The 23,589-nt window shown below is 59.9% G+C and carries 17 protein-coding genes; 7 read left to right on the top strand and 10 right to left on the bottom strand.

Annotated features, from left to right (window positions below):
- Positions 1 to 63: 63 nt before the first annotated feature.
- The 5 genes from pap to Mal15_RS19695 form a co-directional block, all read right to left on the bottom strand.
- On the bottom strand, positions 64 to 1,575 hold the full coding sequence (gene pap, locus Mal15_RS19715; RefSeq protein ID WP_147869335.1) for a polyphosphate:AMP phosphotransferase: 1,512 nt from the start codon (positions 1,573 to 1,575) through the stop codon (positions 64 to 66).
- Positions 1,576 to 1,877: 302 nt separating this feature from the next.
- Positions 1,878 to 2,372 (bottom strand): DUF427 domain-containing protein, encoded by a 495-nt coding sequence (locus Mal15_RS19710; protein WP_147869334.1) that lies wholly within the window; start codon positions 2,370 to 2,372, stop codon positions 1,878 to 1,880.
- Positions 2,373 to 2,485: 113 nt separating this feature from the next.
- On the bottom strand, positions 2,486 to 3,631 hold the full coding sequence (locus Mal15_RS19705; RefSeq protein ID WP_233902901.1) for a 2-hydroxyacid dehydrogenase: 1,146 nt from the start codon (positions 3,629 to 3,631) through the stop codon (positions 2,486 to 2,488).
- 736 nt (positions 3,632 to 4,367) lie between these two features.
- Entirely contained in the window at positions 4,368 to 5,294 is a 927-nt protein-coding gene (locus Mal15_RS19700) for a hypothetical protein (protein WP_147869333.1), read from the bottom strand.
- A gap of 540 nt (positions 5,295 to 5,834) precedes the next feature.
- Positions 5,835 to 6,929 carry a DUF1573 domain-containing protein gene (locus tag Mal15_RS19695; RefSeq protein ID WP_147869332.1) on the bottom strand — a complete coding sequence of 365 codons (1,095 nt, stop codon included), beginning with the start codon at positions 6,927 to 6,929 and terminating at the stop codon, positions 5,835 to 5,837.
- An 803-nt stretch (positions 6,930 to 7,732) separates the two neighbouring features.
- Between Mal15_RS19695 and thrS the strand changes: the two genes are divergently transcribed.
- The gene (gene thrS / locus Mal15_RS19690) at positions 7,733 to 9,940 is read left to right on the top strand and encodes a threonine--tRNA ligase (protein WP_147869331.1); all 2,208 of its coding nucleotides are present in this window, start codon (positions 7,733 to 7,735) and stop codon (positions 9,938 to 9,940) included.
- A 261-nt stretch (positions 9,941 to 10,201) separates the two neighbouring features.
- Here the strand turns inward: thrS and Mal15_RS19685 are convergent, their stop codons facing one another.
- Positions 10,202 to 10,924: a pyridoxine 5'-phosphate synthase gene (locus Mal15_RS19685; protein ID WP_147869330.1), complete on the bottom strand. Its 723-nt coding sequence runs from the start codon at positions 10,922 to 10,924 to the stop codon at positions 10,202 to 10,204.
- Positions 10,925 to 11,082: 158 nt separating this feature from the next.
- The gene (locus Mal15_RS19680; RefSeq protein WP_147869329.1) at positions 11,083 to 12,807 is read right to left on the bottom strand and encodes a HEAT repeat domain-containing protein; all 1,725 of its coding nucleotides are present in this window, start codon (positions 12,805 to 12,807) and stop codon (positions 11,083 to 11,085) included.
- Positions 12,808 to 13,581: 774 nt separating this feature from the next.
- On the opposite strand from Mal15_RS19680, the gene Mal15_RS19675 reads away from it, so the two are divergent.
- The 5 genes from Mal15_RS19675 (at position 13,582) to Mal15_RS19655 (ending at position 19,364) form a co-directional block, all read left to right on the top strand.
- A complete protein-coding gene (locus Mal15_RS19675) occupies positions 13,582 to 14,307 on the top strand; it encodes a hypothetical protein (RefSeq protein WP_147869328.1) in 726 nt (241 codons plus the stop codon).
- A gap of 692 nt (positions 14,308 to 14,999) precedes the next feature.
- Positions 15,000 to 16,280, top strand: coding sequence for an MFS transporter (locus Mal15_RS19670; RefSeq protein WP_233902900.1), 1,281 nt, complete (start codon positions 15,000 to 15,002; stop codon positions 16,278 to 16,280).
- The gene (locus Mal15_RS19665) at positions 16,277 to 17,326 is read left to right on the top strand and encodes a Gfo/Idh/MocA family protein (protein ID WP_147872236.1); all 1,050 of its coding nucleotides are present in this window, start codon (positions 16,277 to 16,279) and stop codon (positions 17,324 to 17,326) included. The genes Mal15_RS19670 and Mal15_RS19665 overlap by 4 nt, the downstream gene beginning before the upstream one ends.
- Positions 17,323 to 17,964 (top strand): cyclase family protein, encoded by a 642-nt coding sequence (locus Mal15_RS19660; protein ID WP_147869326.1) that lies wholly within the window; start codon positions 17,323 to 17,325, stop codon positions 17,962 to 17,964. Before Mal15_RS19665 ends, Mal15_RS19660 begins: the two co-directional genes overlap by 4 nt.
- A complete protein-coding gene (locus Mal15_RS19655; protein WP_233902899.1) occupies positions 17,961 to 19,364 on the top strand; it encodes a four-carbon acid sugar kinase family protein in 1,404 nt (467 codons plus the stop codon). The genes Mal15_RS19660 and Mal15_RS19655 overlap by 4 nt, the downstream gene beginning before the upstream one ends.
- Before the next feature lie 154 nt (positions 19,365 to 19,518).
- On the opposite strand, the gene Mal15_RS19650 is transcribed toward Mal15_RS19655, so the two are convergent.
- Together Mal15_RS19650 and Mal15_RS19645 are read right to left on the bottom strand one after the other, a co-directional pair.
- Positions 19,519 to 20,223, bottom strand: coding sequence for an RsmE family RNA methyltransferase (locus Mal15_RS19650; RefSeq protein WP_147869324.1), 705 nt, complete (start codon positions 20,221 to 20,223; stop codon positions 19,519 to 19,521).
- Positions 20,224 to 20,230: 7 nt separating this feature from the next.
- Positions 20,231 to 21,556, bottom strand: coding sequence for an outer membrane protein assembly factor BamB family protein (locus Mal15_RS19645; RefSeq protein ID WP_199773693.1), 1,326 nt, complete (start codon positions 21,554 to 21,556; stop codon positions 20,231 to 20,233).
- 286 nt (positions 21,557 to 21,842) lie between these two features.
- Here Mal15_RS19645 and Mal15_RS19640 point away from each other — a divergent pair, with 286 nt between their 5' ends.
- Positions 21,843 to 22,751, top strand: coding sequence for a sugar phosphate isomerase/epimerase family protein (locus Mal15_RS19640; RefSeq protein ID WP_199773692.1), 909 nt, complete (start codon positions 21,843 to 21,845; stop codon positions 22,749 to 22,751).
- Here the strand turns inward: Mal15_RS19640 and Mal15_RS19635 are convergent.
- Positions 22,746 to 23,411, bottom strand: coding sequence for a hypothetical protein (locus tag Mal15_RS19635; protein ID WP_147869321.1), 666 nt, complete (start codon positions 23,409 to 23,411; stop codon positions 22,746 to 22,748). The two genes, Mal15_RS19640 and Mal15_RS19635, sit on opposite strands and share 6 nt — an antisense overlap.
- Positions 23,412 to 23,589: the final 178 nt, after the last annotated feature.

Raw genomic sequence — 23,589 nt, 5'->3', positions numbered from 1 at the left:
GATCGATAATGCGAAGCGTTTTCCGGCGCCGACCTCGGAGAGGACGGCGACTGCGTGCCCCCCTCACGCGGGCCGGCCGGCCGGTCCGTCCAATTTTTCTTGCAGGTGATCGATGACGGTTTGCAAGACTTTCAAGCGGGCATACGGCTTGTTGTTCGCCTCGACCAGGATCCAAGGGGCTTTTTTGGTGCTGGTGTACTGGATGATGTCCTGGCCGTACTGCTTATAGGCTTCCCACAGTTCGCGGTTACGCCAGTCTTCGTCGGTCAGCTTCCAGTGTTTGTAAGGCGATTTTTCACGCTTTTTGAAGCGTTTCAACTGTTCGTCCTTGTCGATGTGCATCCAGAATTTAAGCAACAGGATGCCGTGGTCGACGATTTGGCGTTCGAAGTCGTTGATCTCGTTGTATGCCCGTCGCCACTCGTCTTCGGTGGCGAATCCCTCGGCGCGTTCAACCAGCACACGTCCGTACCAGCTTCGATCGAAGACCGAAACGCTGCCCGCACGTGGCAGATGACGCCAAAAACGCCATAGGTAGTGGTGCGCCCGCTCCTCGTCGGTCGGCGCGGCGAACTGAAAAACGCGGTAGGTACGGGCATCCAGACTCCAGACGGTGCGACGGATCGCCCCTCCCTTGCCGCCGGCATCGGGGCCTTCGAAAACCAGCACGGTCGACTGCCCTTCGGCCTGTGCCTTGCGGCCGAGCTCGCCGAGCCGGGCTTGAACGGCGGGGACCTTTTTCTTGTAGTCCGATTTCGGCACCGAGAGTGACAGGTCCAGTGCATCGAAAACGGTGTCGACCTTCGGCATGTCGGGGCTGGCGACGCGGGTCGGAGGCCGATCTTCGGCTGCCTTCCGCTCTTGAACCTCGAGATGACGTGACAGTTCAGCGGCGATGATCTCGCCGACGCGGAGGTGCCGGTAATTCTCGTTGCCACCTTCGACGATGTGCCACGAAGCGGCGCTGCGATTGGTCCGAGTGATCAAGTGCTCGGCGGCCGCGACGAAATCATCGTAGTGCTCGTGGTTCTTCCAGTCTTCCTCGCTGACCTGGTAGCTCCGCAACGGGTCGGCCTCGAGTTCCTTCAGACGTTCTTCTTGCTGCGTTCTGCCGAGGTGCATCCAGAACTTCAGGATCAAGGCGCCGTCGTCAACGAGCGCGTTTTCAAAGCGGATGATCTCCGACAAGCGGTTGTCAAATTCCGGCTCGTCGATGTCGCCATAGACCCTGCTCAGGAGCGGCCGGGAGTAGCGACCGCTCAGGAACAGTCCGATGCCGCCTTTGGGAGGCATGTCGCGCCAGTATCGCCAAAACCGCGGCCGCGCCATTTCGGCACGCGTCGGTTTCTGGTAACCGATCGTGCGGATGAATCGCGGGTCCATCCACATGTTCAGCATATTGATCGTCGTGGCCTTGCCGGCGCCTTCCACGCCGGCAAAGTCGATCAAGACGGGGAATCGTGCCAGTTCGTGCGTGCGGTACTGCAGCGTCAGCAGCTTGGTCCGCAGTTGGACCTCTCGTTCCTTGAATTCACGCTGGCTCACGCGCTGACCCAGTTCCGCCGCGTCGAACATGACTGCTCCTTGAAAACCGCTGTGAGCCCGTCGGAAATCGTGTTCCGGTTTCAAGCGGCAAGCGGTCGAGATTGAAGTGACCCGTCGCCGGCCAAGCGTACTCGAAACCGCCCGCTGCTTCTACGTGTGCTCTCGACGATCAGCCTGACAATCTGCCCGACTCCTTTTCCGGCCAGTTGATTTAATGAGCCGTATGGCGCTAGCCTACGGGCCTCGGTGCGCAGACTTGATGTTCAGGCTCGTACGCTCGCGGCAACCTTTCAGACACAGCTTTTCAGACAGCGCCTCGTGCCAAACGCAGCCTACCAGCCCAACGAGCCCGGCCCGCCCTTGAAGGGGCCCACGATGTCGCTGGTGATCCATCCGCCGTAAAAGTCTCCCGCCTGGGCCTGCACCTGCTCGCCATCGACCAGGCAAACATCCATCTTGCCGGGATAAAATGCCAGGTAGCCTGCAATCGCCCTGAACGTTTCGCTGGGCGTCGGATAGCACCAGGCGACGTTCTCGATTTCGCGCCCGTTGCCGTTCAGTGAAAAGTAATGGGCGTGGCCTTTCCATTCGCAAAACGATCCAGTGCTGCCCGGTCGCAGCAGATCCATGCGAAGGTCGTCCGGCGGCAAATAATAGACCGGCGGATGACTGGTCTCCAAAACACGAAAGGAGCGCTTGGTATCGCCAATCGTGATGCCGCCCGCGATGATCGTTAGATGCTTTTGGCACGCTTCGACTCGAGGCGGGCGAGGGTAATCCCAGACAGATTCTTGCCCGGGACCGGGCTCGATTCGCTGTTTCATCATTCGTATTTGCTTTGCCGTGACTTCCGCTTGATCCACCGGACCGCTGCCTGAGGGACCGCAGCGTTGGTTCGGACGCAACACAGGCGGCCTATCCCGCGGTTGGTTTCGATGTGTTAGGAGGTGGCCGAAACGGAGTTGGTGAGTTCACCGCCTCGTCGGCCATCCAAGAATTCGTGAATGTTCGAAAGCGTCGTCGAGGCGATCCCGCTGAGAGCCTCGTGGGTGAGAAACGCTTGGTGTGACGTGATCACAACGTTGCTGAAGGTCATCAAGCGAGCGAGGACGTCATCGGTCAAGATTTCGGTCGAGCGATCGTGAAAGAAGATCCCGGCCTCTTCTTCGTAGACATCCAGGCCGGCGGCGCCGATCTTCCCGCTCTTGAGCCCCCGTATCAGTGCCTTGGAATCGACCAGTCCGCCCCTGCTTGTATTGATCAGCATTGCCCCGGACTTCATTTTCGCAATCGCTTCGTCATCAATCAGGTAGCGTGTGTCCGGCACCAGTGGCACGTGTAGCGAGATGATATCGGACTCGGCGAGCAGGTTCTTCATGTCGTGGTAGGTGACACCTGAACGGTCCACGAGATCCGGATTTGGGTGTTTGTCATAGGCGATCACTCGGCAACCGAAACCGAGCAGAATGTCTGCCAGGCACTTTCCGATCGTACCCGTTCCCACGACGCCGACCACTTTTCCTCGCATGTCAAACCCGGTCAAGCCGTCCAATAAAAAGTAACCCGCACGGTTGCGTACGTAGGCTTGATGCAACTTTCGATTCAGCATCAACATCAAAGCAACGGAGTGCTCGGCAACGGCGTAGGGGGAATAGGCCGGAACCCGCGTAACGCTAACTGAATGACGCTGACAGGCGTCGAGGTCGACATTGTTGAATCCGGCGCAACGCAAGGCGATCATTTCAACCCCTTGTGACTTCAACGCCTCGACGACGGACTCATCGCAGGAATCATTCACGAAGATACAGACAACTTTACAGTTTTCCGCTGCTCCGGTCGTGTCCCTCGTCAGTGACGCCGGGATGTACTGCCAGGCAACTCGGTCGCTGGCGGTCTGGTCGAAGGATGCGCGATCATACGACTTCGCGTCAAAAAAGGCGACGCGGAGTTTTCCGTCGGGATCGTAGCCAAACGGTTGCGACGATTGACCAATCTGCCGCATCAATCGTTCGTAGGTGGCAGCGTCGACACCATGGACCGATGCCAACGCTTCCTTCAACTTCGACAACCGCTCTTGGTCATTCATGAGGAATCTGTCAGGTGGTTTTGTTCGGAAATTTGATCGCGGAACAGGCGGCAACCTGACGCTCGCAGCAGCGTAGCGGATCGGAAAGGGTGTGTCCGTCGCTGCCGGGGTGAAGTAAACGACGGCTCAGTTTGGGGCGGCGTTTTTCTCAGCGTAGGGTGGCGTTTCAGGGCTATCGCCCGTGGGGCTCTAAGCGACGCCCCAGAAAGGACGTCGCCCCCTTCCACCGACCGGTTTCAACTCAATTGTTCAGGCCATTTGGGTTGATTGCGTCTGGCCTTTGCCAGACGCTGGACGGTCCCTAGGGGCCAGGACCGCTATGTTTAGGCCGCTCGCCCTTACGCGAACCGGCTGATGTCAATCGATGATCCGCCGTTCGTCGCGAGTTCACGTGCCCTCCTTAGAGGAAACGACATTTAACGATGCGGTATTGCCCAAAAAAACAGTCGCTATCACTCAGCCTCGTCCATTGTGTCCTTGATCAAATCAGGGCACGCGAGCTTAAGAGCGGCTGAGCGAAGTCTGCGGATCGCTCGCACTTCTTTTGCGATGTCGCTCCCTTGAACTGCTGACGAAGATCGGACGACTGGCCATTGTTCGCGCAGAAGCAAAACCTCTGGGCAATAGATAATCCTGTCTATGAGTGCCAATCTGCGTGATTCAGGGCGCACAACGGAAGTCACAGCCCACCCGTCTTAGCATGTCAGTACAGGATGCCGGGGTTTCGCCTGTATGATTATTGTTGACTTTTCGATTGCTCACTTTCTTCGGTTGGCGAACTAAGCTTGAGAAGCAAATTTGCATCGCCGAGGGTTTTTTTAGTGAAGTATTTGTCGTCGAGCGTCTCGTTGACTCTGAGCCAATGAAAATCGGCGATAAGGATCGATGTGCCGAAAACCTTTTTAGAATTTATTTCTTTGCTCTGGATTCGCTCTTGAACAATCTTGTCCGGCAATCGAATCCCCTGATGAAGGGAAAAGAAATAAGATTCCTTCCAGGAAATGACCGGTTCACCGCTTTGTGGGGTAAACCATTCTGTTGATGATCGAGGTACCATATTCGTTCGGTCAAACAATAGAATACGATGTCTCGAATCGGTGACTTGAAACTCCACTTTAAACTGCCGGTCACCAAGGTCGATCTTGTTGATGTTTGCCAATAATCGCTTGCGCTCTGCAGAGCGTTTTTCGTCCTTCTGCGCGCGAAACCCGGCAGGGAATCTAAACAGTCCAATATTCTGGATGTCAGGCGTGTCTTGCATATTGCTAAAGCTCTGTTCCAGGCTGAGGCTAGAGAAGCGAAGGTCTGGGCGGAGCCGCAATGCGGCATCTCCGTCAAGGCTGATCGCACCGGCGAGTCGGTCAGATCGTTGCGTCTCAACCTCCTTGCCGGGGCGAACCCAACCTTGTGTTGTCGCACGCTCCACTGACAAATATTGCTGTCGCTCTCGATCAATCATCAAGCGGACATAAGTTAGTGTTTGTGATACCGGGGCTTGGTCACTCACCCATGACTTGTCCATTTCGATTAGAAGGTCATAGCTTTCAAGCGACTGAAGATTCAACGCGTAGCCGGAAAAGATAGATGCTACCTCGTCCACGTCATCGTCACTGACAGATTCTTTTTCTTGGGCAATCGCGTTTAGCGAGAGTGCGGCAGCCATGAGGAAGGTCGCCGTCCTTGACAGACGTATGAAAACCCCGGTTGGACGAAAAGTCATGCAGTATGACGTAAAGGCACGGTTTAGCATCAATCACAGTCTCCGCAGACATCGCCTATTAAATTTAGATTGGGCATGGGATAGGTCATGTAAGATGTCGAAAAGTCGGATTTGCATTTGTTGTACGGATCACAGTCTTTGCACTCCGTGAGCATGATGCAGGTCGTTTCAAAGTTCCAGTCCGGCTCATCGTCGTATTTTCCGCATTCACCATCTGGCGGCGGAGAAAGCGCATAGTCCACCCTTGTAGCTGGGTCATAAAACGATGAAAGCGCGCCCGACGGGCAGTCCCATTCTCCTCCCATGTTCTCATCGCAAGGAGTGTCCTGGCACAATGAATGAGGAATCCCTATCACACTTTCCATTTCGGCGCAAGTTGGCCGGTAAATAAAAAGGCACTCGTCTGCGAAGGAATTCGATGTGATGCTACCAACGGAAGTCAGCAACAAGCATGTGAGGAGATGTCTACGCACGTATCACACCTTAAGGGGTTCGGGAAAGCGAAGCAGTTGAAGAGAAGTGTGCTCGAGACGAAAGGCCTAGCGTGCGGGAGGCTGTGACGATGTGCCAGGAAATATCAGGCGGCGTATTTGTCTTCTTAAGACGATTCGCCAAATCGGCAATCGTGCTTGAGACGTGGACTCGATAGATGCCTTTGCCGATCCTGGTGCATTTGACGGCCAACTTGCTTTCGCCTAGCATCGCATCAATACTGGGGACGCGGTCGTCCTCTGGGAGATCCGTTTCTTCATTCAGGCAAAGAATGCCGTCTGCCCAAAGTCGTCCCTTTGCCTCGCGAAACACAAAGGTTCGAGGCGAGAGTTCCACATCTTCGATATGGAATAGCGACAGTGTCATGGAATCGATTGTCTCGCCCAGTCGATCTCTGGCGGTAATGGTGGTGAATACACCCTGTTTTGGGAGGAAGAGTGGATCAATGTCAACGACTACATGCCAATCGGATCGCGTGCCCTGAGCTAGGCGTGCGGTGATTCCATCGCTGTTTGGAGGCAGGGCGATGGAGACGTCCTTTGAAGATTTCGGAGTGGTTAATACAAAGGGTAGGGTTAAGCGTTGTCGATCGGCACTGGTGTTTATCTGATGCGACGCTATCGTTTGGCCGAATGCCGCAAGACCTGAAAGGCGATAGCGAATCGCTAATGTTATGTCCTTTTGAGCACCGCTTCCTGACACCAAGCGAATCTGAAACGACTGCTCGGGTTTTCGACGTACTTTCGGGGTGTTGAGTATCACCTCCAAGCGGCTTGTTGAGTCTGCGGCAACGGAGTCCTTTTTGTAGCTAACCGAGGTGCAGCCACAGCTCGCGGTTAAGTCGTTCACCGGAAAATCGAAGTCGAAGTTGTTCACCAAATCGAGGTGGATTTTGCCATCCGCGCCCGCGGGTAATTCACCCAAGTCGACCAGCATGTGATAGAGGCCTCCATTGAACTGCTGGATCGCAACTTCTCGGGTAATCTCGAAACTTGAATTTTCCTGAGAATAAGCGTCTGCTGTCGCGAAGATGAAAAGGCAAAGGGGTGCGAACGTATTGGAGACCAGCCAATGAGTCGTCTGCATCTCGTAGTCTCATTTGATTTTGATGACGTACTGGCTGGTTGAGGCCGGCTCCCGGGAGGGGGTGGCTGGGGGCTAGAGTATGCCCGGCCGTGTTCCATGGCATGCTGTTCCCCTGTTCCCCTGTCTGAGTCGGGATAGGGGTATGAAATTACGGGGTTTTCTCCGATAACGAAATGATCTCCAGTGAGGTGCTGTTGAGGTAGACACTTAGGTTATTGCTCGATCTTGAGCTCAGCGGGTGCGTTTGTGGTCGCCCGCTTGGTGGCCCTTCCAGGCGGTGCTCTCGAATCAACGCGAAGCGGACCGGCCTACTGGTCTAATCAGCCGTATGGCGCGAGCCTGCGGGCCCCGGTGCGATCTTTCGCCGCTTAATGCCCGCACGCTCGCGCGGAACGGCTGATCCCACGTAGGGTCGGATTCAATCAACGCGCCGCGGACGCGAGTCGCTTCGCACGCCGGTCTGTGGGAAACCGGTCGGTTTCTCGAAGTGAATCGCCTGAAATGCCACTCAACACGGCGGCGGCGATGCCGGTCGGAAGCCCATTCATGTGTCGGCCCCGTCATGGGGCCTGTAGGGTGTGTCGGGCTTATGGAACTCATTTTTCTTATTGGTTCTATTCATCGTGGTTCCCGCAGGAAGCAGATTGTGACGGCTGCGAACCTGCCATTTTCCTGGATTGTCCTCCCCTGTATGCTGCCAGCGTCCAGTCGCCAGATGAGGAACGCCCGCGGTGCTGGATGCCAGGCCATCCTCTTTCGTTTGGAGGGGCCGCCGAATTCCCGATCTTTCTGATTGAAACACAATGAGCCAATCGACTCCTGGCCCCGTTTCCGCCGCATCGGTCGCTTCTGATGCCGCCCCCCTGGCCCCGGTGACCGTGAAATTGCCCGATGGGACCACCCATCAGCATCCCGGCCATACCACGGCGATGGACATCGCAACCGGGATCAGCGAAGGGTTGGCGCGCAGCGTGATCGCAGCGGAAATCGACGGGCGCATCGTCGATGCCGACCGTCCGCTGGGCGAGTTGGACGCCGATGGGCCGCTGTCGCTGCGGCTGTTGACCAGCCGCGACGGCGACGCGCTCGATGTGCTGCGTCACTCGGCCGCCCACGTCATGGCCCGCGCCGTGATGCGGCTCTACAAGGGCGTCTCGCTGGCCTTCGGTCCGACCACCGAAGGCGGCTTCTATTACGACTTTGATTTGGACGTCCCGATCAGCGAGGACGATTTTCCCAAGATCGAAGCCGAAATGAAGGCGATCATCAAACAGAAGGAGCCGTTCGAGCGGTTCGTGCTCGATCGCGCCGAAGCGAGAAAGCTGTGCGATGACCTGGACCAGGATCTGAAGGTCGAACACATCGATACCGGGCTGGCCGACCAGGCGACCGTCAGCTTCTACCGTCAAGGCGAATTCGTCGACTTGTGCCGTGGCCCCCACATCCCCGATGCCGGCAAGATCAAGGCAATCAAATTGATGAGCGTCGCCGGGTCGCACTGGAAAGGCGACACCTCCAACCGCCCGCTGCAGCGACTTTACGGCACCGCCTTCTTCGACAAAAAGGAACTTAAGGCCTACCTGGAGCAGATCGAAGAAGCCAAACGCCGGGATCACCGGGTGCTGGGCAAGCAGCACGGCTTGTTCGCGATCAACCCCGAAGTCGGCCAGGGCCTGTGCTTGTGGTTGCCCAAGGGCGCTCGTGTGCGTGTCACCTTGGAAGATTTCCTCCGCCGCGAACTGCTCAGCCGTGGCTATGACCCGGTCTACAGTCCGCATATCGGTCGGGTGGAATTGTACGAAACCAGCGGGCACTTTCCGTATTACCGCGACAGCCAATTCGCGCCGCTGTTTGGCAGCGAAGTCGGCGCGCTGTTGGATGCCTGGGGCAATCGTTTGGAAGCCGGCACCATCGATAGCGACGGCGAAGACAAACTGATGGCGGCGGCCGAAGTGCTGGGCGTCCAGCTGCCCGATTACAAGCCGTCGATGTCGGCCGAGCAAAAGCGCGAGGTGTTGCACGAGTGGCAACTGGTCAACGAGCGATATCTGCTCAAGCCGATGAACTGCCCCCACCACTGCCAAATCTTCAAGGCGCAATCCCGCTCCTATCGCCAGTTGCCGTTGCGGTTGTTCGAGTTCGGCACCGTCTATCGACACGAACAAACCGGCGAGTTGAACGGGATGTTGCGGGTCCGTGGGCTGACCCAAGACGACGCGCATATCTTCTGCACTCAGGATCAGGTGGAAGAGGAATTTCGCGCGACCATCGAATTGACCAAGTTCGTGCTGCAATCGGTCGGCTTGGATGACTACCGCGTTCAGCTTTCCTTGCGCGATCCCGACAGCAGCAAGTATGTCGGCAGCGAGCAGCAGTGGGACGCCGCCGAAAACTCGCTGCGTGGCGTGTTGGAACAAAGCGGGATGGACTTCAACGAAGAGCCCGGCGAAGCGGCGTTCTATGGCCCCAAGGCGGACTTCATGGTCCGCGACTGTATCGGACGTTCCTGGCAACTGGGCACCGTCCAGCTGGACTACAACCTGCCCGAGCGGTTCAAGCTGGAGTACAACGGCAAGGACAACGCGGCGCATCGACCGGTGATGATTCACCGCGCGCCCTTTGGTTCCTTGGAGCGGTTTACCGGCATGCTGATCGAGCACTTCGCCGGCGCGTTCCCGATGTGGCTGTCGCCCGAACAGGTCCGCGTCTTGCCGCTGAGTGACAAGTCGATCGACTACGCCGTCCAGGTTGCCAAGCAGCTGGACGAAGCGGGGTTGAAGGTGACGGTCGATTCGACCGGCGGAAAGGTGCAAGCCAAGATCCGCAATGCCCAGTTGGACCTGGTCAATTACATGGCCGTCGTCGGCCCGAAGGAAGCCGAGACCGGCCAGATCGCACTCCGTGACCGAATCGACGGGGACCTCGGATCGATGCCCGTCGCCCAGGCGATCGCCCGGCTGACCGACGAGGTCAACAACCGCACCGTCCGCCAGGCCGTGACGGCCAAGTAGGGGCGCAGCGCTCGCGGTGCGGAATACGCCGACGGGTAATGGTGGGCAAGCTGCCTGCCGGGTGACCGCCGCAGCTTGATTATCGGTTGGGCTGGACAGTCGCCGTCCTCTCCGAGGTCGGCGCGGGGCGAAGCTTCGCATTCTGGACGCCGAGTTCGGAGAACACGGCGACTCTCCGAACACGTTGGCAAGTATGCAAGTGGCGCTGCGGCGGAATACAGTCGCCGGACGACTTGGCGACTTCCGCTACCGCCGGCAAGTTCACGGGCAGCAGGCGTCCAGGATCCGCCGCATCTCCGCGACGGCTTCGCGCATGCCGACCATCACCGCGCGGCTGACGATCGAATGGCCGATGTTCAACTCGATCATTCCCGGAAGCTTTGCGACCGGGCGAACGTTGGTGTAATTCAGCCCGTGGCCGGCGTGCAGTCGCATTCCGGCTTCGTTGGCGACCTGGCCGGCCGTCTGCAGGCGTTTGAGTTCGACGTCGATGGCGTCGCGCTTGGCCAGTGCGTAGGGGCCGGTGTGCAGTTCAACCGCGTCGGCGCCCAGCTTGGCTGCCGCGGCGACTTGATCGGTGTCCGGGTCGACGAACAGGCTGGTCAGGATGCCCTGATCTTTCAGTCGTTCGATCGCCGCGGCGATCCGGCCGTCGTCGCCGGCGACGTTCAACCCGCCTTCGGTGGTCACTTCCTGGCGGCTTTCGGGGACCAGCAACGCCCAGTCGGGGCGGGCGCGAAGGGCGATCGCCAAGACGTCTTCGGCACAGGCCAATTCCAGGTTCGTTTTGACCGTCACGGTCTGCATCAGCACGTCGACGTCGCGGTCCTGGATGTGTCGACGGTCTTCGCGTAGGTGAAAGGTGATGCCGTCGGCGCCGCCTTGTTCGGCCAGGGCGGCGGCGATCGCCGGGTCGGGTTCGTAGGTGCGGCGGGCCTGTCGCACGGTGGCGACGTGGTCAATGTTGACGCCGAGTTCGATCATGGGGGCGTGTCGTGGTGGGGGCCGGAGGTTCATTGCCAGCGGGGCCGGGCGTGGCTTAGATTCCAAGCGCGGCGTCGCTGATCTGGTGAGCCCGGAAGCCTATCGCGCTCGTTGGCAGCCTGGAAGCCTATCCCGCGGATTGGCGAGTCTGGGGCCTCTTAGGACTCGTCCTCGCTAGACTCGTCTTCCCGATAGTAGGTTCGCAAGGCTTTGGGCAGCGGGTCGATCGCCAGTTGATCGGAGATGTACCCCTTGGACTTTGCTTCACGCAGCACTTCGACCACGTCGGCATAGTCCCCGCCGATGGAGATGATGCCACGGATCAGACCGCCGATCGTGGGCGGTGCGGTGGTGCGCCGATCGTCCTGGCCGACCTGAAAACGGCTGATCCGCAGTTTGCCGGGGGCCGACGATTCGGGTTTGATGATCAGCGCGTTGGGTCCCAGGATCGCGCCTTGGATGCGGACCGGGGCGGGGGTTCCGAAAACCACGACCTCTGGCACTTCCCGGGTCGACAGTACGATCGCCGCCGGCGCGGTTGAGTCGATCTGGTAGTACTGCAGCGCGGTGCCCAGTTTTTCAGGTGAAAGGGCGAGGATCGAATCGTTCCGCCCGCGCAGTGTCGCGAAGGCCCCGTAGCGGCTCTCGATGCTGGAGTGCTGGAACAAACTCACCAGCGCGTCGACCACTTCGGGATGTTCAAGCCCTTTCAGGGCGGCCAGGGCAGGGTGGCGGAACGCCGGCTCGGCGGCGATTGCGGCGGCCAGCGGGGCGATTGCGTCGCGGCGGTCCAGGTAGGCGAGTGCTTCGGCGGCGTAAAAACGCAGCTCTTGGTTGTCGGTGTTCAGTCCCGCCGTCAGCGTCGGGATCGCGCTCTCCCCGAGTGCCTCCAATTGCAGCGCCGCGTCGGCGGCCGTCGCCGGATCGGCCAGCATCGACGCCAGCTTTTGCAGTCGCGGCTGGCTGTTGCCTTGCCGCTCGTTGATTGCGATGGAGCGGACGACGGTGATGTAGCGGCCCAGCGACTCTTCGTATCGCGGGTGCAGTTCCAGTTCGATGTAGTCGTCCTCGATGGCTTTGGCAACGCCACGGCGGGTCGTCCCGTCAAAGAAAAAGAACCGGCGATTGATCGCCGCGGCGATCTCGCTGGAAACTTTGACGTGTTGGAATTCGGGCCGCAGGACCAGGCCCATGTTGCGGGTCTTTTGAACCGTGCCGCCGGCCAGGACCACCCCCTGGGTCTTCATCCGTGTGTCGGCGTCGCCTTCAAATGCGGCGCGGGGCATGATGGAGCCGGTCCCCATCGCCAGGACTTCGCCCTTTCGCACCCGCCCCTGCAGCACCTGTTGCAGCCGCAGTCGGGTGTCCAACAGCCAGCCCCCGTGCAGGTCGGTCGCGTTGCTGCCGGCCGGTGAATCGATCCGCAAGTCGACGGTGTCGCCTCGCTTCGCACCGGGGGGGATCGTCGCGTACACGCGGACGATCGCGTTGGATTCCTGTTCCAGGATATCGTTCGGATTTTTGACGTCATTCCTCCGCATCTCCTCGATCAGCTGATCGCGGTACGGTGACGGGTCGGCCGGGCCGCCGGTGCCGGGCAGCGAGTTGGCCAGTCCGACGCCCGTGATTTCGATCGCGTTCAGGCCTCGAGGGGCGGCTGCTTCGCGGATCAGTTCGGGGGGTTCAGGGGCGTCCAGAAGTTTGGCGACCCCGTTTTCGTCCGAGGACGCGTTGCGGCCTAGGAAGGACGTGCACCCGGTCAGCGTGCCCCCAAGTAGCAGCGAGGTCGAAACGCTCAGCAGCAGTCCGCGGCGGTCAGTCAATGCGGGTTTCGGGCGCGCGGTCTCGTCGGTGCGTTTCGGTTCGGGCGTCCTGCCTGGCATGGGTGCGTCCGTGGGATGAGGGCGGTCGGAGCGGTGATGGAAGATCGTTCACTGAATGATGCTTGGCTATAGCGGAATTCGACCGCGAGAAGCAAGGCGAGTGCCGCCGCCGTTGCTAGCAATTCGGGGGGGCGGTCGTGGACGACGCGAGGAGTACTGGCAGTGTGCAATTCGAAAGGACTTGTCGCCCCGAATGGACTCGTCGTGCCGAATGGACTCGTCGCCTCGAATGGACTCGTCGCCTCGTCCACTACCTGATAGCCGAGCTGCGGCGGAACGCCTGTGGGTTCCGCTTTGCGGGCGGATCGCCGACCCGCCATGCGCAGCAGAGGCATCCCCCGAATGGTCGTTTTGATGGTGCGAGAGGCGATTGGCCGGCGGTGTTGGCTGCCCTATCGCCCGTCCGTCTCGGCAGCGTTTTTCTCTTCGGCGGACCGCTTTGATCGCCTCGAACGAAGCGTGCCCGTCGTCGCGAACTGATCCCGCGGATTCGCCGGTTATTCCGACAAAAATCAAGCCCTGAATCGACGTGGACACTTGGGTGATGGTGTGAATTGGCGTGCGTAAAAAGCGGGCGGTCGCCGCGGTCGCGGGTGCGGCGGGCTTGCTGAAAAAGTGTGCAAGTGGCCTTTGCTGTCGTAAATCGTTTTGACAGCAACCTTTGTGACGGAGCGTTTGACCGGGCGTCAGGATCGGCACAGTCAACCGCGGCGGGCCCGTTCGAGCCCGTCAGCGGTCTCACGACAACGATCGTTCGCAAAGGAATCACGCCTGATGAGCCAGCCCAATTCGAAGGAAATCAACCCGCAGGTCGACACGAAGGAGCAGGACGGCCCGGGGGAGGGGCTTCGATATGCGAGCGATCCCAGCCCTGATCAGGCGAGGGAATTGCCGCGGCTGAAGCTGCCCGAGCCGAATCTGGATGACGACTACGACGGCCGCTGTCGCCAGACCCTCCTTTTGGCGGAGGAAGCCTTCGCGGCGACCGGCAGTTGGGTCGTGTTCTTCCGTGAGATCCTGGGCGTCGGCGGGGTTGTCATGCAGCTGTTTCCCGAGCAAGAGGAGTACCGTCGCTTCACCGCTGGCCCCGAGTTTGCCACCTTGCACGAAATGCTCGCCGCGATCCGCAGCCAGGACCAGTCGAAGTCCGACGCGGCCGAGCCCGAGCGGATGATCACCATTCGGATTCCCCGGTCGCTGCACGAATCGCTCGCCGAGGAGTCCCAGGCGTGTGGGCTGAGTATCAATAAGCTGTCCATCAGCAAACTGCTCTGGCCGGCCAACCCACGCTTCATTCCCGAGCAGCAGGGGCGACGCCGTGGTCGTCGCCCCGGGCCGCAGCGGAAGCGGGCCGATGCGGCCGACGCCGGCACGCCTGTTCCGGTGGATGCCTCCGGGGATGTGCCGCCCGTGGCCGAGCCGACTCGGATCCGCGACGGGCGACGCGCCATTCATCGCTGGGGCGAAAACACGCACCAGGATTCACTCCGGCAAGGGTGATTCGGCGAGGGTGATTCGGCGAGGGTGATTCGGCGAGGGGATTGGGCGAGGGGATTGGGCGGGATCGCGTTTGTCTCGAGGCTCCCGCCCCCCAGCTAACAACGTGGGCTCCCCCGCAGTCAGCCCGCGCGATCGCCCCGAGGAACGTCGTTGCCTTACGTATACAACCGACGTTCCGGAGGTCCTGTGGTTTCTGGAGATCATCCTCCTGGCAGGAGGGGCGAGCGCAGCGAGGGGCATAGGCATCAAGTTAAGACGAAATCCACTTTGCAAGCATTGATGTCAATACAACTTGCAATGCCTCCCTTCTCCCCGGCTTTGTGGGGGAGAAGGGCTGGGTATGAGGGGGTCAGCGCCACGGAAACTGGTTGGGTGTGCGGCCCCTCACCCCAACCCCTCTCCCCAAAACAGATCGCGGTCATCTTCCTTCCGCGATCAAATTCTGTTGACGCGATCTGTTCTAGGGAGAGGGGAGCTATGCCCTAAATTGCGGGTCGATTTGTGTAGGCACCAATGGACTGGAAGGGGGCGTGGCGTCGCGTGTTTAAAAACCGCACGACGTCGGCCCGTGGGGATCCGCCCTGTTCGGTGGTTAGCGGGCAACCACGCCTTCGGATTGTTCGTTACAATCTCGCCTCTTCTTGCCGTTCCCGCTTCTCTTCTGCCAGGCTGCTCTCCTTATGCCGATCCGTGTGTTTTTGATTCTTGGCGCCTTTCTTGTCTCGGTGCTGATGTGGGTGGACCGCGCTTGCATCTCGGCCGCTAAGGATGACATGGCCAGCGACCTCGGGTTTTCCGACCAGCAGATGGGCTGGGTGATGGCGGCGTTTTCGCTCGGCTATGCGCTTTTCCAGGTCCCCAGCGGCAAGTTGGCCGATCGCTTCGGTCCCCGCATTGTGATGACCGTGGTGTGCCTGTTCTGGTCCTTGTTCACCGCATTGACCGGGGTCGTCCGCGGCGTCTACGCGATGATCGGTCTGCGTTTCCTGTTCGGGCTGGGCGAAGCCGGCGGATACCCCACGTTGGCGCGGGCGTTTACCAATTGGCTGCCGATGAATGAACGCGGGATCACCAACTCGATCAGCTTTTCCGGCGGTCGTTTGGGGGCTGCCCTGGCGATGCCGGGGGTGGTTTGGTTGATCGGGGCGCTGGGCGGTTGGCAGCAAACGTTTTGGTTTTTCGGAGCGATCGGGATCGCCTTTGCCGTGTTGTGGTTCGCGCTGTTTCGCGACCGTCCCGAGGACCACTTCGCGGTCTCTGCGGCCGAACGCGATCACATCATCCAGGCCCGTCGGCCCAGGGCTTCTGCTTCCGACGCTTCCTCCAACCCGGACGAATCGGCGGTCGAAGCCCCGATCACATTTGCCGACATGTTGCGGTCGCCGAACCTGTTGATGCTGATGGTTCAGTACGTCGCCCACAATTTTACGTTTTTCTTTACCGTCACCTGGTTCTTCCCTTACCTGAAGGACAGCTACCAATTGACCAGTGAGCAGGCCGGTTGGTACGCGATGTCGCCGTTGTTGTGCGGCGTGCTGGGGAATTGGTTGGCCGGATTCACGGTCGATCGTTTGTACAGCCAGGGGCGGTGGCGGCTTTCGCGTCGCTTGCCAGCGGCGATCGGATTTTTACTCGGGGCGATCGGGATGAGCCTGTGCGTGAACATGACGACGCCGTTTTGGGCGGTCGTGTGCATGTGCATCGCCATCTTCGGCAGCGACATGATCCTCAGCCCCAGTTGGTCCACCTGCATGGACATCGGCCGCGGCAGCGCAGGGGCGGTTTCCGGGGCGATGAACATGGTCGGCAACCTGGGCGCGTTCTTCACCGCGTTGTCGTTTCCCTACCTGAAGGACGCCTTGGGATCGCACCAGCCGTTTTTCTATGTCGCGGCGGGATTGAACCTGTTGGCGATCTTTTTGTGGTTTCGCATTCAACCGGATCGAAGCATCGCCGAGGAGTTGGAGGCCTGATGAGCCAAATTGACGGACCGAAGTTGCGTGGCGCGGTGGTCGGCGCCGGTTATTTCAGCCAATTCCATTTTGATTCCTGGAAACGGATTCCCGGTGTCGACTTGGTCGCGGTCTGTGATTCCAATCCTGCCGCCGCCGAGCGGGCGGCAAAAACCTATGGCGTCGAAGGGATCTACACCGATCATGCGGCGATGCTGGAGCAGGTTCGTCCCGATTTCGTGGACATCGTGACACGGCCGGACACGCATTTCACGCTTGTCGATGATTGTGCCCGCGCCGGTGTCGCGATCATTTGCCAAAAGCCGCTGGCGCCGACCGTCGCCGAGGCGCGGCAGATTGTCGACATCGCTGACAGGGCCGGCGTTCGGTTCATGGTGCACGAGAACTTTCGCTTCCAACCATGGTACCGCGAGATTAAGTCGCTGCTCGACAGCGGCGTTGTGGGCCAGAACGTGCACACGATCACGCACCGCAATCGGATGGGCGATGGCTGGGGAGACGATGCCTATCTGGCGCGTCAGCCGTACTTCCAGACGATGAAGCAGTTTCTGATTTTCGAAGCCGGCATTCACACGATCGATACGTTTCGCTATCTGGCCGGCGAAATCGATCGGGTGTGGTGCATGCACCGAAAACTGAACCCCGTGATCGCCGGCGAAGACACCGCGATCGGCATCTTTCAGTTCCGTCATAGCGGCGTCGGGGTCTATGACGCCAATCGGTTCAACGAGTCGACGGCGGAAAATCCACGTTACACGTTCGGGGACCTGCTGGTCGAATGCGACGGCGGGACCATCCGGTTGTACGATGACGCGCGGATTACGGTCCAGGAATTGGGGCAGCCTGAAACGCCACACGCCTATCAGCCCAGCCGGCACGGGTTCGCCGGTGACTGTGTGCATCAGACCCAGCTGCATTTTGTTCGCGGATTGCGATCCGGTGACGCCTTTGAAACTGACGGCGCGAGTTACTTGCGGAGTATCGCGGTCCAGGAAGCGATGTACCGCAGCGCCGAAACGATGATGTGGGAGTCGCCGTCGCCATGAGAGTTCTGGACCTGACGCTGCGATTGGAAAAAGGCATGCGCGGCGTCGATTACGAAACGAAGTACACCGTCGCGCGAGACGGTTGGAACGCGCGGACGTTGCATTTGTATTCGCACTGCGGCACCCACATGGATTCGCCGTATCACTTCGAGGCGGGCGAGCAGACGATCGATCAGATTCCGATCGCCGACTGCATCGGCAACGCATGGGTCGTCGCGCTTGACAATTTGGCCGACCAAACGCCGATCACGCTCGCGCATCTGGGGCCCTTGGTCGATCAGATCCGGCCCGGTGACGGGGTATTGCTGCGGACGCTGTGGAGCCGCCATGTCGGCGATGCCGACCACTACCGCGACCACTTCCCGCCGATCAGCCCCGAATTGGCGCGCTGGATGGTCCAGCGCCAGGTCCGGATGGTCGGTGTCGAGCCGCCGTCGGTGGCCGATGTCAACGACTTGACCGCCGTCACGGAGATTCACCAGATTTTGCTCGGTGCCGGGATCATCATCGTGGAGGGGCTGACGGGGCTCGATCAGATTGACGGGCCGAAGTGCATCTTCGGAGCGATGCCGTTGAAAATTGCCGGCGGCGACGGGGCGCCCTGCCGTGCGTTCGCGATTGTTGGAGCTGACTGGTGAGTGATGTATTGAAAGGGCTGCCGCCACAACGCAGCAAGGATCTGTTGCCCGCGTTGCGTGAGAGCGTCCGGGAATCCGGCAAGTGTGTGGTCGTGTTGGACGACGATCCGACCGGGACGCAAACGGTTTATCAAACGCCGGTGTTGACCACCTGGGGCGTGGACGCCTTGGTCGACCAGCTTGGTCGCGACGACGCGATGTTTTACATTTTGACCAACTCCCGAGCGCTGCCCGAGCGTGACGCCGTGGACTTGGCTCGCACGCTCGGCCGCAATCTGCGTGAAGCGTCCGCCGTCACCGGTCGCGATGTCAGCGTGATCAGCCGCAGCGATTCAACGCTACGGGGGCATTACCCCGCCGAAGTCAACGCGGTCGCCGAGTCGCTGGGGCATCCCGATGCGATCCACGTCATCATGCCGTTTTTTCTGCAGGGCGGTCGTTTAACGATCGGCGACACGCACTATGTGGCTGAAGGCGATGCGTTGGTGCCGGCGGCGGAAACACCGTTTGCCAAAGACGCGACATTCGGATTCTCTCGTTCCAACTTGTGCGACTGGGTGATCGAGAAGTCTGGCGGGGCGGTTGATCGCTCTGCATTGCATTCGATCTCGATCGACGATCTTCGCTGCGGTGACCCGGATGTCGTGGCCGCGCGGATCGCTGCACTACCGCCGGGCAGCGTCTTGATCGTCAACGCCGTCGCGATCACCGATGCCCGCGCATTTGCGTTGGCGGCGCGGAAAGCGGAACGCTCGGGTGCCGAGCTGGTCTATCGCACCGCGGCGAGTTTTGTCCAGGCCTATGCCGGGCTGGATGAAATGCCATTGCTTCGCGGCGAACAGATGATCGCATCGGAAAACAATGCCGGATTGATCGTCGTCGGATCGTATGTCCCGAAAACAACGGTGCAGTTGAACCGTTTGCTGGCCGCCGATGATCCGCCGCAAGCGGTGGTGCTGGACGTCGGGCGGTTGCTGTCCGAACAAGCCGCCGAGCATTTGGCGGAGGTCGCCGGTCGCGTCAACGCGCTGCTCGCCCAGGGGCAGGATGTCGTGCTGCACACCTCGCGCGGATTGGTCACCGGATCGGACGGCGAATCGAGTTTGCGAATCGGCACTGCGGTTTCCAAGGCGGTCGTCGATGTCGTTCGCGCGATCGAAGTTCCGTTGCGTTTCTTGATCGCCAAAGGGGGCATCACGTCCAGTGATGTCGCGACCCAAGGGTTGGACGTGAAGCGAGCGATGGTGTTGGGGCAGATCCTGCCGGGCATCCCGGTTTGGAGTCTGGGGCCGGAAAGCCGACGACCCGACTTGCCGTACGTGGTGTTCCCCGGCAACGTCGGCGACGACGACGCACTCGCCCAAGCCTACAAAAAGCTGCAATGCCAGAGGGACGCGTAAGCGAGCGGCCCCGGTCACGGCAGGAACCTCGCCATCTGGTGGCTTGGACGGGCAAAACGATGGGGGCAAAACGATGGCAGAATGATTCGATCGCAGAATGATTCGGGGCAGAATGATGCCGGGAGGATGACACGCTGTCATGGGCGTGCTGCCGTTATCCCGCCAAGTGCGCTGCCAGGACACAGGCGGCGGTTTCGACGCGGTAGATGCGTGCGCCCAAGCCGACTTGTTCAAAACCCGACTCGATCGCCGAGCGGACTTCCTGGTCGCTGAATCCGCCTTCGGGACCGACCAAAACCGTGGCGGCGGTCGCGTCCTGGCATTCGGCCGCGACTGTTCGGATCGGCCGGCCATCGGGGTGTGCGATCCAGCAGGCGCCTTCGTGGGGTTCGGCCAGAAACACGTCGATGGGCATCGGGGCATCGATCGACATCAGCACATTCCGCTCGCATTGCTTGCTCGATTCGATCACGATGCGACGTAATTTGGCCAGCAGCGACTCGGTCGGCGGACGTTGGGTCCGGTTGCAAACCAGGGGCGTGACGCGATGGACGCCGAGTTCGGTCAAGCGTTCGATCAGCTCCTTGGTGCGTTCGGGTTTGGGCAGCGCAATGCCGAAATGCATGCGACAACTCGGTTCGCGATCGACCGCCACGGCCGATCCGGCTTCGACGACACAGTTGCGTTTGTCGATCGCGGTGATGCTGGCTTGGGATTCGTGTCCGCGACCATCGAACAGGGTGATCGTATCGCCGGCCTTGGCACGCATCACGCGCGCCGCGTGGCTCGCTTCTTCGTCACTCAGTGAGACGGTTCCGCCAGCGGTCGGCAGATCAGGAGCATAGTAACGACGTGTCATGCTGTGGTTACTTGAACCGATAGATCGCGTCGGCGGTTCGCAGAATCAACGAGTCGTCGACGACGGCGGGGCTGGCCATGATCTGTCCGTCCAGTTGGTTTTCGGCAAGCACCTCGCTGTCGCGACCGGTGCTGATCACCGTCACCGTTCCTTCGTGCGATCCCAGGTAAATCCGGTCGCCGACCAACAGCGGTGAGGCGCTGTACTTGCCACCGATTCGCTTTTTCCAGACTTCGTCACCGCTTTCGGCTTCAAAGCAACTGGCGATCCCGTTGTCTTCCATCACGTAGATCAATCCGTTGTGAAGGATCGGCGAGGGTTTTGCCGGAATGCCTTTCATCACGGTCCACTGGACATGCGTGTTGGTGACATCACCCGACCCATCAACCTTGACCGCCCAGAGTTGCGGTTTTCCGAATCCGGTCGAAAAATAGACGACACCGTCGGAATACACGGGGCGTGGGACAACGGAGAATCCTTTGCCGTGACGCACCTTCCAAATCTCATTGCCCGTGGCCGGTTCGTAGGCGACCATCCACTGCGATCCCATGCAGATCAATTGTTCGCGTCCCAGCCGATCGGTAATTTTGATCGGCGTGCAGTAGGCTTTCTTTTGGTCGCCGGTCGGGGCATCCATCTCCGGCCGGTCGGTCTCCCAGATCGTTTCGCCGCTGTTTTTATCGAGCGCCGTGACGTACTGGCGTTCGGTGCCGTCCTGGATCAGGATCAATCGGTCGCCATCGATCAGCGGAGAACTGCCTGGGCCCACGGAGTGATCCAGGGGCAAGCGACGCTGCCAGAGGATCTCGCGGCTCGTGCGGTTCACGCAGAACGTGCCGTAGGTTCCGAAGTGGCAGTAGATCTGGTCGCCATCGATCACCGGCGTGGGCGAGGCGTAGCTGTTCAGGGAGTGGATCGGGTCGGGTGTCGCGATCTCGGTCAGGTCGATTCCGGCCAACTGTCGGCCCGACTGTAGATCCAGCGCGAACAATTTCAGCTGAATGGCCTTGGCCACCGCGAGCTGTTTGAATTTCTTTTCTTCGATTCCCGCAGCGCGGAGCAAATCCAGACGCTCCTCTTCGTTTGGGAACACTTCGATCGCCGTCGTCGCCCAGACCAAACCATCGGCGATCACCGGCGACGACCAGGCTTTACCGGGAAGCTCCGATTTCCAAACCAAGTTTTCTTTTTCGCCGAACTTCAGCGGTGCGTTTTGGTCCAGCACGATGCCGTCACCGGCGGGGCCACGAAATTGGGGCCAAGGAGACGCGGCGTGGGACGTCGACAAAATCAGCAACAAACAGGCGGTTTGGACGCAAGGGCGAGCGTGCATGGGCGGGATCGCAATGACGGTGCGGTGTAAGTGGAAGGCGGTGCAGTATAGCCAGAATCGTCGTCCGCGTCTGTTGGGGGCGGGAGTTGGACCACGGATGGCAAGGCGTCCCCACGGATGACAGGCGGTAGAAAATCCGTGGGTTCGCGCTGCCATCCGTGGGAATCGTTTTTCGGGCCCAGGTCGTCGCTGCTCCGGTTCTCCGCATGGCACCCGCCATTGAGCTAGAATCCGTCGCTTCGCCACCGACTTTTCCCACCAAATTCCCCCCCGCAGGTTCTTTCTCGTGAATCTTAATCGCCGTTCCGCCCTGACGCTCGCCGCATCTGCGTCGGTGTCATTTGCCCGTGCCTTGCAAGCCGCTCCGTCTTCCTTTCGGTTTCGTTACGCACTCGCCTCGTGCATGTACGGCTACACCCCGCTGGCAGAGATTCTGCCGGAGGCCAAAAAGATCGGGGCAACGGGGATCGATATTTGGCCCAAGGTGCATGGCGACCAACGCGAGCAATTGGATGCTTTGGGGGAAGAGCGATTCGCAGCGATGTTGCGAGAGCATGACGTGGAGTTCTCCTGCATCACGCAGTACAAGTTAGGGCCGTTCGGGATCGATGATGAAATTCGGCTGGCGTCCCGATTGGGTTGCAAGCTGATCGTGACCGGCGGTTCGGGGCCGAGGAATTTGAAGGGCGCGGAGCTGAAGGACGCGATCGCCGCGTTTCTAAAGAAGCTGACGCCGACGATCAACCTGGCACGTGACAACGGCGTCACGATCGCGATCGAAAATCACGAAAACAACTTGATCCACGACGCCGATTCGCTGCGCTACCTGGTGGACCTGGCCCCGGCGGACGCCATCGCCGTCGCGTTTGCACCGTACCATTTGCCGCAAGACAACGACTTGCTCTGCCGATTGCTACGGGACCTGGGCGATTCGGTGGCCGTGTTCTATGCCTGGCAACACGGCATGGGGTGCAAAACGAAACTTCCCAAAGAGCAGGAATTGTTGCAGATGCCCGGTCGCGGCGAGTTGGACTTCGGCCCGATCGTCAAGACGCTCGCCGAAATCGGATTCGATGGATGGACGGAGATTTTCATGCATCCGGTGCCACGCGGGATCCCGATCCTGGAAACGACTGATGCGGTGACGGCGGAGATCAATCGGTCACGATCCTATCTGCAACGCTGCCTTTCATGACGCCGAACGACTGTCGCGACGACGACGGCAGGCGACTGCGAAGCTCATGGCCGCAAAAATTGCAAACGAACTCGGTTCGGGCGCCGCGGCGGTCGGCAGGGGCGCCGATGGCGGGTTAGGGGTGGTTGAACCGCTGCCTGAAGTGGCAAAGGTGACTAGAGTCGCCGACCCGGCGTTGATGGCGTTCGAACCGAACGGAACCAACGGCAGCACCGCGCCACTTAGGTGGATGAAACCTGCGCCTTCGGCAATGACTTGCGTCTGGAAACTGAATTGAGGTTGGAAGAGCCCAAGACCGATGAGCGATAGCGTGGAACCGTCGAAGCCGAGAGCCTTCAGATTTGCGGCGGGCGACACGAAGCCGGCAAGCCCACCGGACAACTGCAGACCCGGGCCCCCAAAAGAAAAGTTGATCGGTGCACCAAAAGTGTCTGACAGTTGTACGGAATTCAACCAGAGCGCCGGAGTCGATGGTTCGATACCGTCCAATGTCACCGTCACGTCCAACGTCTGGCCGACAACCAATTCCTGTGGATCTTCGCCGCTCAGATCAATTCTGGTCGTGATCAGGCCGGCAAAAAGCGAATGGGAAGATAGAGCGAGCGAAAGGACGACTGCGGCAACCGCACAGCCGAAAGTTTTCGGGGACAGGAGATGCATTCTGATCCTGGCTTGATGATGGTCGTGGAGGTGGATTCTTGAGGCGCGAGCGGTGATCGAATCGGGATCCGAACGCTCTTCCTGAACAAGCGGGAGCGAGAGGCAATAACCGTACCAACTCAGAGAATTTTTCCGCAGTCAAGATCGGGTGCCCTGGAGCCCTCCTGGTCTGCGCTGG

Source organism: Stieleria maiorica, assembly GCF_008035925.1.
Taxonomy (GTDB): Bacteria; Planctomycetota; Planctomycetia; order Pirellulales; family Pirellulaceae; genus Stieleria; species Stieleria maiorica.
Note: the sequence above shows the minus strand (reverse complement) of the source record. Positions and strands in the feature narration are given on the sequence as shown.

Coding starts and splice junctions, on each gene's coding strand:
- Mal15_RS19680 (WP_147869329.1), bottom strand. CDS start 12,807: ATGCCAGGCAGGACGCCCGAACCGAAACGCACCGACGAGACCGCGCGC.
- Mal15_RS19660 (WP_147869326.1), top strand. CDS start 17,323: ATGAGAGTTCTGGACCTGACGCTGCGATTGGAAAAAGGCATGCGCGGC.
- Mal15_RS19650 (WP_147869324.1), bottom strand. CDS start 20,223: ATGACACGTCGTTACTATGCTCCTGATCTGCCGACCGCTGGCGGAACC.
- Mal15_RS19635 (WP_147869321.1), bottom strand. CDS start 23,411: ATGCATCTCCTGTCCCCGAAAACTTTCGGCTGTGCGGTTGCCGCAGTC.
- Mal15_RS19710 (WP_147869334.1), bottom strand. CDS start 2,372: ATGATGAAACAGCGAATCGAGCCCGGTCCCGGGCAAGAATCTGTCTGG.
- thrS (WP_147869331.1), top strand. CDS start 7,733: ATGAGCCAATCGACTCCTGGCCCCGTTTCCGCCGCATCGGTCGCTTCT.
- Mal15_RS19645 (WP_199773693.1), bottom strand. CDS start 21,556: ATGCACGCTCGCCCTTGCGTCCAAACCGCCTGTTTGTTGCTGATTTTG.
- pap (WP_147869335.1), bottom strand. CDS start 1,575: ATGTTCGACGCGGCGGAACTGGGTCAGCGCGTGAGCCAGCGTGAATTC.
- Mal15_RS19700 (WP_147869333.1), bottom strand. CDS start 5,294: ATGGCTGCCGCACTCTCGCTAAACGCGATTGCCCAAGAAAAAGAATCT.
- Mal15_RS19695 (WP_147869332.1), bottom strand. CDS start 6,929: ATGCAGACGACTCATTGGCTGGTCTCCAATACGTTCGCACCCCTTTGC.
- Mal15_RS19685 (WP_147869330.1), bottom strand. CDS start 10,924: ATGATCGAACTCGGCGTCAACATTGACCACGTCGCCACCGTGCGACAG.
- Mal15_RS19675 (WP_147869328.1), top strand. CDS start 13,582: ATGAGCCAGCCCAATTCGAAGGAAATCAACCCGCAGGTCGACACGAAG.
- Mal15_RS19705 (WP_233902901.1), bottom strand. CDS start 3,631: ATGAATGACCAAGAGCGGTTGTCGAAGTTGAAGGAAGCGTTGGCATCG.